The organism is Pseudomonas sp. 21LCFQ010 (genome assembly GCF_024129905.1).
In the GTDB taxonomy this organism is placed as follows: domain Bacteria; phylum Pseudomonadota; class Gammaproteobacteria; order Pseudomonadales; family Pseudomonadaceae; genus Aquipseudomonas.
On sequence record NZ_JAMYDZ010000001.1, the window covers coordinates 316,523 to 330,773 of the forward strand.

General features: G+C 61.2%; 8 protein-coding genes. 2 read left to right on the forward strand and 6 right to left on the reverse strand.

The genetic code is table 11. The features are described from left to right. The first annotated feature begins 501 nt into the window (after positions 1-501). Together rlmKL and NJC38_RS01475 are read left to right on the forward strand one after the other, a co-directional pair. Positions 502-2,718, forward strand: a complete 2,217-nt coding sequence (rlmKL, locus tag NJC38_RS01470) for a bifunctional 23S rRNA (guanine(2069)-N(7))-methyltransferase RlmK/23S rRNA (guanine(2445)-N(2))-methyltransferase RlmL (RefSeq protein ID WP_045490228.1) — start codon at positions 502-504, stop codon at positions 2,716-2,718. Positions 2,719-2,919: 201 nt separating this feature from the next. Continuing rightward, positions 2,920-5,316 carry a diguanylate cyclase gene (locus tag NJC38_RS01475; RefSeq protein ID WP_253110623.1) on the forward strand — a complete coding sequence of 799 codons (2,397 nt, stop codon included), beginning with the start codon at positions 2,920-2,922 and terminating at the stop codon, positions 5,314-5,316. Between the two features lie 4 nt (positions 5,317-5,320). On the opposite strand, the gene dacB is transcribed toward NJC38_RS01475, so the two are convergent. From dacB to NJC38_RS01505, 6 genes are all read right to left on the reverse strand, one after another. Next, the gene (dacB, locus tag NJC38_RS01480; RefSeq protein WP_253110626.1) at positions 5,321-6,790 is read right to left on the reverse strand and encodes a D-alanyl-D-alanine carboxypeptidase/D-alanyl-D-alanine-endopeptidase; all 1,470 of its coding nucleotides are present in this window, start codon (positions 6,788-6,790) and stop codon (positions 5,321-5,323) included. Between the two features lie 265 nt (positions 6,791-7,055). Then, entirely contained in the window at positions 7,056-7,400 is a 345-nt protein-coding gene (locus tag NJC38_RS01485) for a YggL family protein (protein WP_253110629.1), read from the reverse strand. Positions 7,401-7,521: 121 nt separating this feature from the next. Further along, a complete protein-coding gene (locus NJC38_RS01490; protein ID WP_253110631.1) occupies positions 7,522-11,157 on the reverse strand; it encodes a transporter substrate-binding domain-containing protein in 3,636 nt (1,211 codons plus the stop codon). Between the two features lie 2 nt (positions 11,158-11,159). Then, positions 11,160-11,786 (reverse strand): response regulator transcription factor, encoded by a 627-nt coding sequence (locus NJC38_RS01495; protein ID WP_045490239.1) that lies wholly within the window; start codon positions 11,784-11,786, stop codon positions 11,160-11,162. A 303-nt stretch (positions 11,787-12,089) separates the two neighbouring features. Further along, positions 12,090-12,476 carry a response regulator gene (locus NJC38_RS01500; protein WP_253110635.1) on the reverse strand — a complete coding sequence of 129 codons (387 nt, stop codon included), beginning with the start codon at positions 12,474-12,476 and terminating at the stop codon, positions 12,090-12,092. A gap of 377 nt (positions 12,477-12,853) precedes the next feature. Further along, positions 12,854-14,188, reverse strand: a complete 1,335-nt coding sequence (locus tag NJC38_RS01505; RefSeq protein ID WP_253110638.1) for a deoxyguanosinetriphosphate triphosphohydrolase — start codon at positions 14,186-14,188, stop codon at positions 12,854-12,856. Between the last annotated feature and the right edge of the window lie 63 nt (positions 14,189-14,251).

Consider the following 14,251-nt stretch of genomic DNA (forward strand, 5'->3'; position numbering starts at 1 on the left):
TTAGGCAGAAATCTTCTGCCTTGTCTGCCCGCTGCCGGCGTCACGGGCGTGGTGCCGACACCGTTGCGGTGACAGCCTGAAGAGATTTCTAACCAATGCGTTAACGGCTGTGAATGATCGATTTGTCATAAGCACGTCACATTTAGGACTGATGAGCGATAAGAACACCTGTGTTTCACCGGCGAAACAGTCAATAATCCTGCCCCCGCAAGGAGTTGCGTCGATCAACGGTAAACCGGGCCGGGCGACATAATGGCTGAATGCTTTTAGTTATTATTCGACGAAGGGTAAGAATGTGACTTTATATGTCCTCAAAACTAGGGCTCACTGGCACGGGGCGATATTTCCCCTTTTGCATAACTGTCGTTGAAGCCTACAACGCTTCACACGGTGGACCGGCACACGTTATGTGCCACGCAGGCGTTTGCTGAAAAGCGCCTGTATTGAATCTGGTCGGGCAATGCGTTGCCCGCCGCTGACGGCTCAGGCCCTGGAATACACATGTCGGATCGCTACGAACTTTACCTCACCTGTCCCAAGGGCCTTGAGGGCCTGCTGGCCGAAGAAGCCTGCGGGTTGGGCCTTGAAGAAACCCGGGAACACACCAGTGCCATTCGCGGCACTGCCGACATGGAGACCGCCTACCGGCTCTGCCTGTGGTCGCGCCTGGCCAACCGCGTGCTGCTGGTGCTCAAGCGTTTCCCGATGAGCAATGCCGATGATCTGTACGAGCAGGTGCTGCACGTCGACTGGCAGGATCATCTGGAGGCTGACGGCAGCATCGCCGTGGAGTTCAGCGGGCATGGCTCGGGCATCGACAATACCCACTTCGGCGCCTTGAAGGTCAAGGATGCGATCGTCGACAAGCTGCGTACCCGCGATGGCTTGCGCCCTTCGGTGGACAAGATCAACCCGGACCTGCGGGTGCACCTGCGCCTGGACCGTGGCCAGGCGATCCTCTCGCTGGACTTGTCCGGGCACAGCCTGCACCAGCGCGGCTACCGACTGCAGCAAGGCGCTGCACCGCTCAAGGAAAACCTCGCCGCGGCCGTGTTGATCCGGGCCGGCTGGCCGCGCATTGCCGCCGAAGGCGGGGCGCTGGCTGACCCGATGTGCGGGGTGGGCACCTTCCTGGTCGAAGCGGGCATGATCGCTGCCGACATCGCGCCCAACCTCAAGCGCGAGCGCTGGGGCTTTTCGGCCTGGCTTGGCCATGTACCGGCGCTGTGGCGCAAGCTGCACGACGAGGCACTGGCGCGTGCCGAAGCCGGGTTGGCCCGGCCAGCGTCGTGGATTCGTGGCTACGAGGCTGACCCGCGGCTGATCCAGCCGGCGCGCAACAACATCGAACGTGCCGGTTTGAGCGACTGGATCAAGGTCTATCAGGGGGAAGTCGGCACGTTCGAGCCGCGCACCGACCAGAACCAGAAAGGCCTGGTGATTTGCAACCCGCCCTACGGTGAGCGGCTGGGTGACGAAGCCAGCCTGCTGTATCTCTACCAGAATCTGGGCGAGCGTCTGCGCCAGGCATGTATGGGCTGGGAGGCGGCAGTGTTCACCGGCGCGCCGGACCTGGGCAAGCGCATGGGGATCCGCAGCCACAAGCAATATGCGTTCTGGAACGGCGCCTTGCCGTGCAAGCTGCTGCTGCTCAAGGTGCAGCCCGATCAGTTCGTTACCGGCGAGCGGCGCAGCCCCGAGCAGCGCCAGGCCGACGTCGAGCGCCCGCCAACCCGCGACGAAAGCAAGCCGGCCGCGGTCGAGCAGGCACGCCTGAGCGAGGGCGGGCAGATGTTCGCCAACCGTCTGCAGAAAAACCTCAAGCAACTGGGCAAGTGGGCACGCCGTGAGGCGGTCGAGTGCTATCGGGTGTATGACGCGGATATGCCTGAGTATGCCCTGGCGGTCGATCTGTATCGCGATTGGGTGCATGTTCAAGAGTACGCGGCGCCCAAGTCGATAGACCCTGAAAAGGCGTCGGCGCGCCTTTTTGACGCGCTGGCGGCGATTCCGCAGACCTTGGGTATCGACAAGAGCCGGGTAGTGGTCAAGCGCCGTGAACGCCAGAGCGGCACTCGTCAGTACGAGCGTCAATCGGCCCAGGGCCAGTTCCTGGAAGTCAACGAGGGCGGCGTAAGGTTGTTGGTCAACCTGACCGATTACCTGGATACCGGGTTGTTCCTCGACCATCGGCCGATCCGCCTGCGTATTCAGCGCGAGGCCGAGGGCAAGCGGTTTCTCAACCTGTTCTGCTATACCGCCACGGCCAGTGTGCATGCGGCCAAGGGCGGTGCGCGCAGCACCACCAGCGTCGATCTGTCGCGCACTTATCTGGACTGGGCACGGCGTAACCTGTCGCTCAACGGTTTTTCCGACAAGAACCGCCTGGAGCAGGGTGATGTGATGAACTGGTTGCGTGAGTGCCGGGAAGAGTACGAGCTGATCTTCATCGACCCGCCGACCTTCTCCAACTCCAAGCGCATGGAAGGGGTGTTCGATGTGCAGCGCGATCAGGCAGAACTGATCGATCTGGCCATGGCCAGGCTGGCGCCGGGTGGGGTGCTGTATTTCTCCAACAACTTCCGCAAGTTCGTGCTCGATGAGCACATTGCCCAGCGCTACAGCGTGCAGGATATTTCGGCGCAGACCATTGATCCTGACTTCGCCCGCAATGACCGGATCCACCGCGCCTGGAAAATCACTCCACGCCAGGCATGACCGATCAGCCAGCGCCGCTATGCTCACAGCTGAAGCAATACAGGAGCAGGATGCTCTGGCCATCCCCGGCAACCGGTTCGGGGATGGCTCGATTTGTCCAAGTTATGTCTTTCATGGGCTAGGCAAATTAATGGCGAATAGCTATAAGGGAAGCACGGCCAGCTTGACGTCACAGCCTTGTTGGCGTCACGAGTCGTGAGTATGGCTGCAAAACAATCCAGACCCAGAATCCTCGGTTTCATCAGCGAACAGGCATCGGCATGGTTGGTAGCCAGCCTGGTACTGATGGCCGGGCTGGCCCTCACCGCATTGCTGGCGCTGAGCAACTACGAGTTATATCAGCGCCAGTTGCGGCAGCGCTTCGACCTGTTGGCCAGCGAGCGTTTTGTCCGTATTCAGGAACGTCTCGACAGCCAGATCAGCCGGCTCGACAGCTTGCGGCGGTTCTTTCTGTATTCCGAGGAGGTCTCGCGTCACGAATACAATGGTTTCAGCTCGGCTCTGCTCGATGGCACTCGTGCCTATTCCTGGAGCCCGCGGGTTACCAATGCAGAGAGAGCCGACTTCGAAGCCAAAATGCGCCGTGAGGAGGAACTTGCCGACTTCGCCATCCGCGAAAAAGGCCCTGATGGACAACTGCAAGTGGCCGGGCAACGCGAAGAGTACTTTCCGGTGCTGTTCACTCAGTCAATGAGTTCGCTGTCGCTGCCGTACGGCTTTGACATCAATTCCGAAACCCTGCGCCACCAGACCCTGGAGCGTGCGCGGATGCTTGGCTCGATTGCCGCGACACCGCGCATCGAACTGGTGGGGCTGGAACAGGATTACGCCTACGGCGTGCTGCTGGTTGCACCGGTTTTTGCCACGCACAATCGTGATGCGGGCAGTGCTGCGTTGCGTGGCTACGTGATGGCGGTCATCAGCGTCGGCGAGTTGATGAACGAAGGCCTGCCGACCCAGGATAATCTGGCGGTGACGATGCTGGACCTCAGTTCGCCCGCTGAGCCCGAGTTGCTGTACCAGTCCCAGGTGCAGCCGGCCCAGGCCGATTTGCGGGTCAGTACCCTGCTCAGTCTGGGCGATCGCGACTACCTGCTTGAGGTGCGGCCAACCGAGTCATTTCTGCAAAACAACCAGTCCATGGCCGGCAGTGTCGCGGTGTTGGGCGGGCTGTTGAGCCTGATGCTCAGCGCCTTGCTGTTCAGCCTGATCGGCCAGCGCCAGCGGGCGCTGCTGCTGGTCGACCAGCGCACTGCCCAGTTGCGTCTGCGTGAACAACAGCTGCGCATTACCCACGGTCAGTTGCGCAACGTGCTCGATGCCTCGACGGAGGTCGCGATCATTGCCACCGATCTCAACGGGCTGATCAGCACCTTCAACGTTGGCGCGCAGAAAATGCTCGATTACCACGAGGCGCAGGTGTTGGGCAGGGTCAATATCAGCGACCTGCATGACCCGGCCGAATTGCACGCCCACGCGGCCCGGCTCAGTGAGCGTTACCGGCGCGAGGTCATGCCCGAGCAGGCCATGCTGCTGGAGGCCGCCGAGCCCGATAGCCATCCGGCCCGCGAGTGGACATTCCGGCGCAGCGATGGCAGCACCCTGACGGTCAATATGCTGGTGACGGCGGTGCGCGACGACCAGGATCAATGGATCGGTTACCTGGCGGTGTGTATCGATGTCACCGAGCGCAAGCAGATTCACGAGGCCCTGGCGGCCCGTGATCGCTTGCTTGAGCGCCTTGGCTCCCAGGTGCCGGGCGGTATCTACCAGTTCCAGCGCTCGGCCGATGGCAGTCCGCAGTTCAATTACATCAGCGTGGGGATGTGCCGCCTGTATGAGCTGACCGAGGCGCAAATTGTCGCCGATGCGTCGCTGGTGTTCGAGCGTACCTACGTGGAAGACAAGCCGCGGGTCATGCGCGTGATGGCCGCCAGTACCGAACAGTGCAAGCCGTGGCGCGACGAGTTTCGCCTGAACCTGCCCGAACGCGGAATCCGCTGGATACGCGGCGAGGCGACCCCGGAGCGGCTGCCTGACGGCGGGATTCTCTGGCATGGTTTTTTAAGCGATATCACTGACATGAAGCGCGTCGAAGATGAATTGCGCGCCTTGTCGATCACCGACGTGCTCACAGGTGCCTACAACCGGCGTTACTTCCAGGAGCGCCTGCAGGCTGAACTGCGCCGCACTGCACGTCATGGCGGCCAGCTATCGGTCATCATGATGGATATCGACCACTTCAAGCGCATCAACGACCAGTATGGCCACGCGGTGGGTGATGCGGTGTTGCAGGCGATCTGCCGCAGCATCAGCCAGCGTGTGCGTGCCGAGGATGTGTTCTGTCGGTTGGGCGGTGAAGAATTCATTATTCTTTGCCCGTCGACCAATCCAGAAGAAGCCGGCCAGTTGGCGACTCAGCTATGGCAGAGCATGCGCAGTCAGCCGCTGGACACCGTTGGCCAGGTGACGGCCAGTTTCGGCATCGCCAGCTGGCGTCGGGGCGAGGGCGCCGACGCCTTGCTGCTGCGCGCCGACTCGGGGGTCTACGCGGCCAAGCAGGCTGGCCGCGACCGGGTGCAGCCCGAGCAGCCCTGAAACTTCAAGGCTGCTGGATCGACACGGTGGGGGCGTTCAGCTTGGGCTGGCGGTACAGATCGACCAGCACCTCGTCGAGCACCGATGAGGCGCCGAACGGGCGCGGGTCGTTGAGGATCGCCACCACCGCCCAGGTGTTGCCGTTGCTGTCGCGGCTGTAGCCGGCAATCGCTCGAACGGTGTTCAGGGTGCCGGTCTTGATATGCGCCTCACCCAGCAGCGGTGTGCGTTTGAGGCGTTTGCGCATGGTCCCGTCCATCCCGGCCAGCGGCATCGAGCTGGTGAACTCGGCGGCATACGGACTGCGCCAGGCGGCTTGCAGCAGGACGGCCATTTCGCGGGCACTGACCCGCTCGGCCCGCGACAGGCCAGAGCCATTTTCCATGACCAGATGCGGTGCGGTGATGCCCTTTTTGGCCAGCCACTGGCGAATCACCCGTTGCGCGGCCTTGGCGTCATCGCCATCGGCGCTGGTGCGGAACTCCTGGCCGAGGCTCAGGAACAACTGCTGGGCCATGGTGTTGTTGCTGTATTTGTTGATGTCGCGGATCACTTCCACCAGATCCGGCGAAAAAGCCCGGGCCAGCAACTTGGCACCCGATGGCACGTTACCGACCTTGTCAGCGCCCTGGATGCTGCCGCCCAGCTCTTGCCAGATCGCGCGCACGGCCCCGGCCGCGTAGGCCTGATGATCAAGCAGCGACAGATAAGTCTGAGAGTTGCAGCCTTTGGCCAACTGGCCGGTCACCTGCACCAGCAGGCTACCGTCGGCCTGCGGCACCGGGTTGTAACGGACATCGTCGCCGCACTGCTTGGCGGCGATGTTCTTGACCTGATTGTCGATCCGGATCGTGGCGATCGGCGGCTCTACCGCCACCAGAATGCGCCCGTCGTCGTTGCGGGTCACGAAGCGCAGGGCCTTGAGGTTGACCAGCAGCGAGTCAGGGCGGACCAGAAACGGCTTGCTGTGGTCGCCGCCGTCATCATCGAAGACGGGCAGTTGTGGCTGGACAAAATGACTGCGGTCCAGGATCAGGTCGCCGGTGACCTGCTGTACGCCATTGGCGCGCAGGTCGCGCATCAGCAGCCAGAGCTTTTCCATGTTCAGCTTGGGGTCGCCACCCCCTTTGAGGTACAGATTGCCGCGCAGGACCCCGTTGCTCAGGGTGCCGTCGGTGAAGAATTCGGTTTTCCATTGGTGGGTGGGGCCAAGGATTTCCAGGGCGGCGAAGGTGGTGACCAGTTTCATGGTCGAGGCCGGGTTGACCGACACATCGGCATTGAACACGGTGGGCGTGCCGGGACCGGTGAGTGGTATGGTCACCAGCGACAGTGCGTCGTCGGTCAGCTTGCTGGCTTTCAGCGCCTGCTGGACCTTGGGCGGGAGGGTGGTGTTGATCGGTGCTGCATGGACCTGGAAAGCGAACGGCAGAAGAACGCTGGCCAGTAACAAGGGGCGCAAGGATCTGATCATCAATAAAACCCTGATGCAAAGATGAAAAGCCAGATAAGGGTGAAAAAGCCCTCGCTGAACAATAAAGGCGCAGAGGTAGTGAGCATGCGCGGCAACAAGCTTGCATTATGCCCCAAGCGCGCCGGGCTTCGGGCGCTGCGCCGGGAATTTTCATCTGCACAGGCCGATTCCAGAGCCTGCCGCTGTTCGCCGGGCTGTCGATTGGGCACAAAAAAGCCATCCGCAAGGGATGGCTTGTTGATCAGCGCTCGGCAACCCTGAAGGATCAGGCCGCCGGGTTGATCGGCTTGTCCGGGTACCAGGCATCCAGCAGCGGGCTGACTTCGACCTTGGTTGGCTCCGGGCGAGCCTTGAGCCAGGCTTCCACGGCTGCGCGCTGTTGTTCGTTGACCGAGCCGCGGTTGGCCAGGCAAACCAGGCCGTAGTCGTCACCGCCGACATAGTCCAGGCCATTGGCGTCCATGGCTTCGGTCAGGAAGGCGTCGAGGAAGGCGTCGATTGCTTCTTCGGACAGGTCTTCCTTGAATTCCAGGTTGAGTTCAAAACCCAGTTCCTGGAACTCATCCACACAGAGCTTCTTGCGCAGACGACGGGAGCGGTTAGTAGCCATGAAGCAATCCTCTTGAGTATTTTCGCCGCGCAGTCTAACAGCTAAGCCATGACAACGCTTGGTTGTCTTTAGAGGCCCCTTTCAGGCCCTTAGGGTGTATCCGTTCAGGCCGGGGTATCGCTCAGCTTTTGCGCAACTGCTCCTGCAGCTGTTTTTCCAGCGTCTGCATGACGGCATCAAGATGCTGCTGGCAGGCTCTGACTTGGCCTGTTGCCGCGACCGGGGTGCAGGCCCGCTCCAGAGCTTCGCAGGCTTCGACCAAGGGGGTCGCACAGATGATCCGCGCTGCGCCCTTGATCCGGTGGGCCATGGCCTGGAGGTCCGGGCGCTGGTGATGCGGGTCGAGGCCGATCAGCGCCTGACGGTCCTGCTGGTTGCTGTCGAGCAACTGGCGCAGCAGTCGCCGGGTCATCTCGTTGCGTCCTGCGGTCAGCTTTTCGAGGCTGCCCGGGTCGAACAGCAGCGCTCTGGCACCGTGCTCTGGTGCCGCTGCAAGGCTTGCCAGTCGCTCACCCAGCACGCCCAGGCCGATCGGTTTGAACAGGCAGTCATCCATGCCGGCGTCCCGGCAGCGCTGGATTTCTTCCGGTTGAGCGTTGGCGGTGAAGCCCCAGATGATGCACGGCAAGCGTTGCTCAAGCAGCTCCTGATCGCGGATCGCAGCAGTCAGTTCATAGCCATTCATCACTGGCATGTTGCAGTCGACCATCAGCAGATCGAAATCGGTTTGCTGCCACAGCTGCAGGCCGACCTTGCCATGTTCTGCGCTCTGGCAGCGATGGCCGAGAAACTCCAGCTGCTGGGTCAGCACCATCCGGTTGGCCGGATGGTCGTCGACCACCAGAATGTTCAGCGCACGTGTTGGGGGCGAAACGGCAGGCAATATGACGGACGTCTCCTGCGCAGCGGGTTGGTCAGTTGCCAGACGCTCCAGCATCAGTTCGAAGGTCACACAGGTGCCTTGCCCTGGACGGCTTTGCAAGTGCAGCTTGCCGCCCATCATGGTGCACAGCGTGCGGCAAATGACCAGGCCCAGGCCGGCGCCGCTGCGCGGCATTTGTCCGTTGTTCTCAACCTGGGCGAAGGGTTCGAACAGGCGTTGCTGGTCGCTGGCGCTGATGCCGATGCCGCTGTCCTGAACGCTCAGTTTCAGATCCAGGTGTTCATGGCTCGATTGCTTGCCGGCTTGCAGCGTGACGCGCACCTGGCCGGTCGCGGTGAACTTGATTGCGTTGCTGATCAGGTTGGATAGAACCTGCTTGAAGCGCAACGGGTCAATCAGCACGTCAACGTCGAGCCGGCTGTCGAATTCAAGTTTCAGTGCAAGGTTTTTCTGTTGCGCCAGGCCTTCGAACATGCGCACCACCGCGCCGCTGAGCAGGCGCAGGCGGGCGCGTTCAGGGTTGAGGCTCAATTGCCCGGCCTCGATACGCGCGATATCGAGAATGTCGCCGATCAGTTCCAGCAGGTCATTGGCCGAACTGTAGGCCACCTCGATGGCCGAGCGTTCCAGTTGTCCTTGATCAGCGCGCTTGAGGGCCAGTTCAAGCATGCCGATCACGGCGTTCATCGGGGTGCGGATTTCATGGCTCATGGTCGCCAGGAAGGTGCTTTTCGCCCGGTTGGCGTTATCGGCGCTGTCTTTGGCGGCCTGCAGGTCTTCGAGCAACTGGCGCCGCTCGCTGATATCAATCCAGCCACCGATGATGCCTTGTATCTCACCGAGCGAGTCGTGAAATGGCAGGATCCAGTGATAGATGGTCAGGCGCCGCTGGCCGATGTGCAGAGGCCGGTCGTTGATCAGCGGCGTACCGCTGGCCATCACCTGGCGGTAATCCTCGGCGTACTGCCGTGCCTGGTCCGGATCGCTCAGCACGCCCTCGGTGACGGTGTGGCCGATGACCTGGTCGCGCTGTGTTGCAAAGGTCTGTAGATAGCTGTCGTTGCACAGGCGCAGGCGACCCTCGCGGTCGCGAACGTAGAGCGGATGGGGTGTGCCGTCGAGCATGGCGCCCATAAACTGCAGTTGATCGCTCAACGCGCGTTCGGCGGCTTTGCGCTGGCTGATCTGGCGGCGCATCCAGGCGTTCCATGCCAGCAGCGCCAGAAGCGTCACGCCCGCGCCGAGCAGCACGCGGTAGAGCAGCGGCCGGTAGTCATGGTGACTGGCTGCGCTGCTCCAGGTCCGCCAGCGATCGTGGATGCTGGCCATTTCCTGTGGCGTGATGCTGACCAGCGCCTTGTTGATGATCGCGGCGAGTTCCGGGTTGTTGTTGCGGCTGGCCAGGGTGATCAGGGCCGGGGTTTCACCGGCGGTGGCCGTGATATGCAGGCGATTTTCGAATTCGGGTGCCGATAGCAGGTAATTGGCGCTGAGCAGCGGCATGACTACCCCTTCGACCTGGCCGCGCATCAGCAGTGTCAGGGCCTGGTGTGCGCTGTCGAAGGGCGTCTGTTCAATCAGCGGATGGTGCTGGGCGAGCCAGGCTTGCAGGGTGTCGGCGCCGGCGACGGCGAGGCGTTTGCCGCTCAGTTGCTGCAACAGGGTCGGCTGATTCTCACCCAGCCGGGTGACCAGTACAAACGCGTTGTCCAGGTACGGGCGGCTGTAAGTCAGTTGTTCGCCCAGCGCTCGGTCCGGCAGCAGAGCACCGATCAGGTCAGCTTCATCACGGGCCAGTTGCTGGGCCATGTCTTGCGCGCTGCTGGCCGGGCGAATGTCGAACTGCAGACCAGTGCGCAGGCGCAGCAGGTCCAGCACATCGGCGCTGACGCCACGCAGGTTGCCGGTGTTGTCGAAGAAGCTCAGCGGCGCATTGGCAGGGTCCACAACGACGCGCAGTCTTGGGTGTTGGCTGATCCAGGCGTGTTCGGCTGCGCTCAGTTGCAGGCTCTGGTCTGACGGCGACAGGTCGTCTGCGGCGTTCCAGCGGCGCGCGATGTCGTTGCGTGTTTCGCTTGGGATGGCCCGCAGTGTGCTGTTGAGAATCTCCAGCAGGTCGGGGTTGTCGTGGCGCACGGCAAAACCAAAGCCACTGGCTTCGTGTTTGCCGAAGCGCGCCATGCGGATGTTATTGAGATAACCGTGGTTGATCACGTAGCGGGTAGAGATGGTGTCGCCGAGGAACACATCGGCCTGACCGAACGCCACGGCGTTGATGGCACTGCGAAACGACGGGTAGGTCTGCAGTATTGCGCCCGGGTACTGGATCTGGACCTCGTCGGGTGGCAGATAGTGGTAGACCATGCTCAGGCGCAGGCCCGCAAGGCCGGCGCTCAGTGGCCGGGTATCGTCGCTGTGGGTGACCAGCACCGGCTGATCCGTTGCGTAGGGCTGCGACAGGCTGATGCCGCTGTCAATGGCCTCGAAGCGATTGGCGCTGCCCAGCAGGTCGATACGTCCCTGTTTAAGTGCGTCGATGGCTGCGCTGCGGCTTTCGAAGCGCAGGGTCCGGACCGGCACGTTGAGCGCCTGGGAGATGACGCTGGCGTAGTCGGCGCTGATCCCTTCGTAGTCACGGCCTGAAACGCTGATGTCGAACGGCGGGTAATCGGGGGCCGAGGTACCAAGGACCAGCTCGTGGCGCTGGGCCAGCCAGCGCTGCTGATGGTGGCTCAGTTGCGGTGATATCGCCACCGGCCCGGTGCGACCCAGCAATGTGTATGGTGCGGGGGTGCCGAGCGCCGATGTGGCCACCAGTATCAGTAACAGGCAGATGGCTGGCTTGCCAGGTTCAAGGCATCTTGATATCAGCATATTCATACCAACGAATTGCGTTTTGCCATGTCGATAAGTTCTACCAGGGTTCGGGTTCTGAGCTTCTGCATGAGACGGGTTTTATAGGTGCTGACCGTCTTGTTGCTGAGAAACATGCCTTTGGCGATTTCCTTGTTGGAGCGTCCCTGGGCAAATAACTGAAGTACCATCAATTCGCGATCATTGACCAGTTTGAACAGTTCGATTTCGCTGGGCTTGCCATCTTCTCCGGGGGGCGCACTAAGTGCCTGGCTGGGGAAGTAATTGTAGCCGGATAATACCGCCTTGACCGAACTGAGCAGTTCGCTGAGGTCTTCCTGTTTGCACACATAACCGGCCGCGCCCGACTGCATGCAGCGGATGGCGAACAGGCTGGGGGTCTGGGAGGTCAGGACCAGAATTTTCGAAGGCAGGCCCATGGCGTTGAAGCGCGCCAGCACTTCCAGGCCATCAAGCTTGGGAATGCTGATGTCGAGAATGATCAGGTCAGGCATGCACTCGCGGACCATCTGCATGGCGTCTACGCCGTTATCGGTCTCGCCGACCACTTCATAGTTTTCGTTTTCCAGCAGCATACGAACGGCCAGGCGAATGACCGGATGATCGTCGATGATAAATACTGAGTTCATAATTAAATCCATACAGGCAGCGAAGAAAGCGCGCACATTAGCTCAGATGTTTAGCGAGTCACATGAATGAATCCGGTCTGTTGATATATATAGGAAAGTTCCTACAGCAATTAAAGTATCGGCGTACGAAATGAACCCGATGTTCAGTGAATTGTTTAATGAAGCTTCAGCGTCAGGGCGCTAAAAGATGGCTAGATAAAATCATTGTTGAATGCATTAAACAGCGCCTGACAGTGAGGTGGTGTTAAGTGCCATTAGTCGTAACAAGGTTAGTGGCCGGCGAGGCTGTACCGCGCGGGTTGCTTAAGGTGTATCGAGCAAGCGGGCCAGATCGGCAGCGCGCAGCGGTTTGCTCAGGCAGCCCAGCAGCGGCAGCGCGCGGCGTCGGGCGCTGTGTTCGAGCTGCAGCAGGCCCGCTTCGGTCAGACCGCTGAAGATGATCGCCTGGCGCACCAGCCCTTTGCGCCAGGCCTGGCCGACCAGCTCCAGCCCTGGCAGGTCGGGCAGGCCCTGATCGCAGAGCAGCAGGTCGTAAGGCGTGTGGCTGCGCTCAAGCGCGGCGAAGGCTTCGGCGGCGTTAAGCGCCGGCGTGAGCAGAAAATAGCCCTGATTGTTGAGCAACGCTTGGGTGGCGATCAACTGGAACGGATGATCTTCCACCAGCAGGATCCGCAGGTTGTGTCTGGGCATTGGTTTTCCGGGGCATTCTGGTACCGGCTGCCCAATGTTCAGGCCAGCTGTGCGGCAGGTGGGAACAGGGCATCTCAAAAAACTACCAACTGGCTGGACGCCTGCGGCGCTACGCGCGCCATCGCTGCGTTGAAAACCGGCTCAAAATGCTCATTTACAAGCCGTAAAGTCGAACGCGACTCCGACCGTTTTTCACCGGTTTTCGCCTTGCGCTGGCTGCTTCGCCTACGTTTTTAGAGGTGCCCAACAGTATTGAATGCCGGGATTATTCAGAAAACTTTGCTTACAGGGCGATAGGAGAATTCTGGTGGGTTTGTAGGAAACGTCTGAAGATGCAAAGCGGGCCGGGGTGATGCTGGATCCCCGGCCTGTTCCGCTCAGCGATGATGCCCCGCGCCGCCGGTCATTTCCTGAGCCATTTCGCTGGCATAGCTGTCGGTCATGCCGGCAATGAAGTCGATCATGCGCAGAAACGCACTGTGCAGTGGGGCATCGGCTGCCGGCGCGCTGCTACCCAGCAGGTCGAGAATGCGCCGATGCTTGAACGACGGGGTGCGCCCGCCGAATTGCTCCACCGCAGCGCCACAGAAGGCATTGAGCAGCACTTCCAGGGTGGTGTAGGCGCCGATCTCGAGCAGGGTCTTGCGCTTGTCCTGGAAGATCTTCTTGCGTGCCATGTCCTTGGCATTGAGGACACAGCGTTTGGCCGGACCGTGCATATGCTCGACCAGATCGCCTTCCAGCGTGCCGTCAAGCAGCGCCTGTTGCTGTTCGACAAAGGCCTGGGCCGCCGCATTGGTCAGGTGCTCGATGGCCTTGCCACGCAGAATCGCCAGCTTGCGCCGCCGGGAGTCGTCGGCACCCAGTTGCCGATAGGTGTCGGGCAGGTCGTCACCGACCAGATCCAGCAGCAGGGCTTCGACTTCGCTGTATTGCAGCAGGTCCATCTCCAGCCCGTCTTCCAGATCGATCAGGGCGTAGCAGATGTCGTCGGCCGCTTCCATCAGATAGACCAGCGGATGGCGCGCCCAGCGTTGATCTTCGACTTGCGGGATGCCCAGCTTGTTGGCGATCTGCTCAAGCACCGGCAGCTCGCTCTGGTAGCAACCGAACTTGTGTTTTTTATAGCCTAGCGAGTCGGCGTGGCGCGCGGTCCACGGGTATTTGAGGTAGGTGCCCAGGGTCGCGTAGGTCAGGCGCATCCCGCCATCGAACTGGTGATATTCCAGTTGGGTGAGCACCCGCAGGCCCTGGGCATTGCCTTCGAAGTTGAGAAAGTCCAGCCGCTCGGTGTCACTCATGCCATCGAGCCAGCCGCGCCCGGCCGCCTGTTTGAACCAGTTGCGAATGGCGTCTTCGCCGGAGTGGCCAAAGGGCGGGTTGCCGATGTCATGGGCCAGGCACGCCGACTGCACGATCATCCCCAGATCACTGGGTTCGCACCAGTCCGGCAGGCTGGCGCGCAGGGTTTCGCCCACCCGCATGCCGAGCGAGCGGCCCACACAGCTGACTTCCAGCGAGTGGGTCAGACGGGTATGGATATGGTCGTTGCTCGACATCGGATGCACCTGGGTCTTGCGCCCCAGACGCCGGAACGCGCCGGAAAAGATGATCCGGTCATGGTCCTTGTGAAACGGACTGCGCCCCAGTTCTTCGGGGCTATGCAGCGGTTTGCCGAGTCGTTCGCGGTTAAGCAGGGTCTGCCAGTCCAAGGCCATTGCTCCGTCTGTTCACAAACCCCTAGCTTCCCGGTTCAAGGCGCAGGCTGCAAGGGG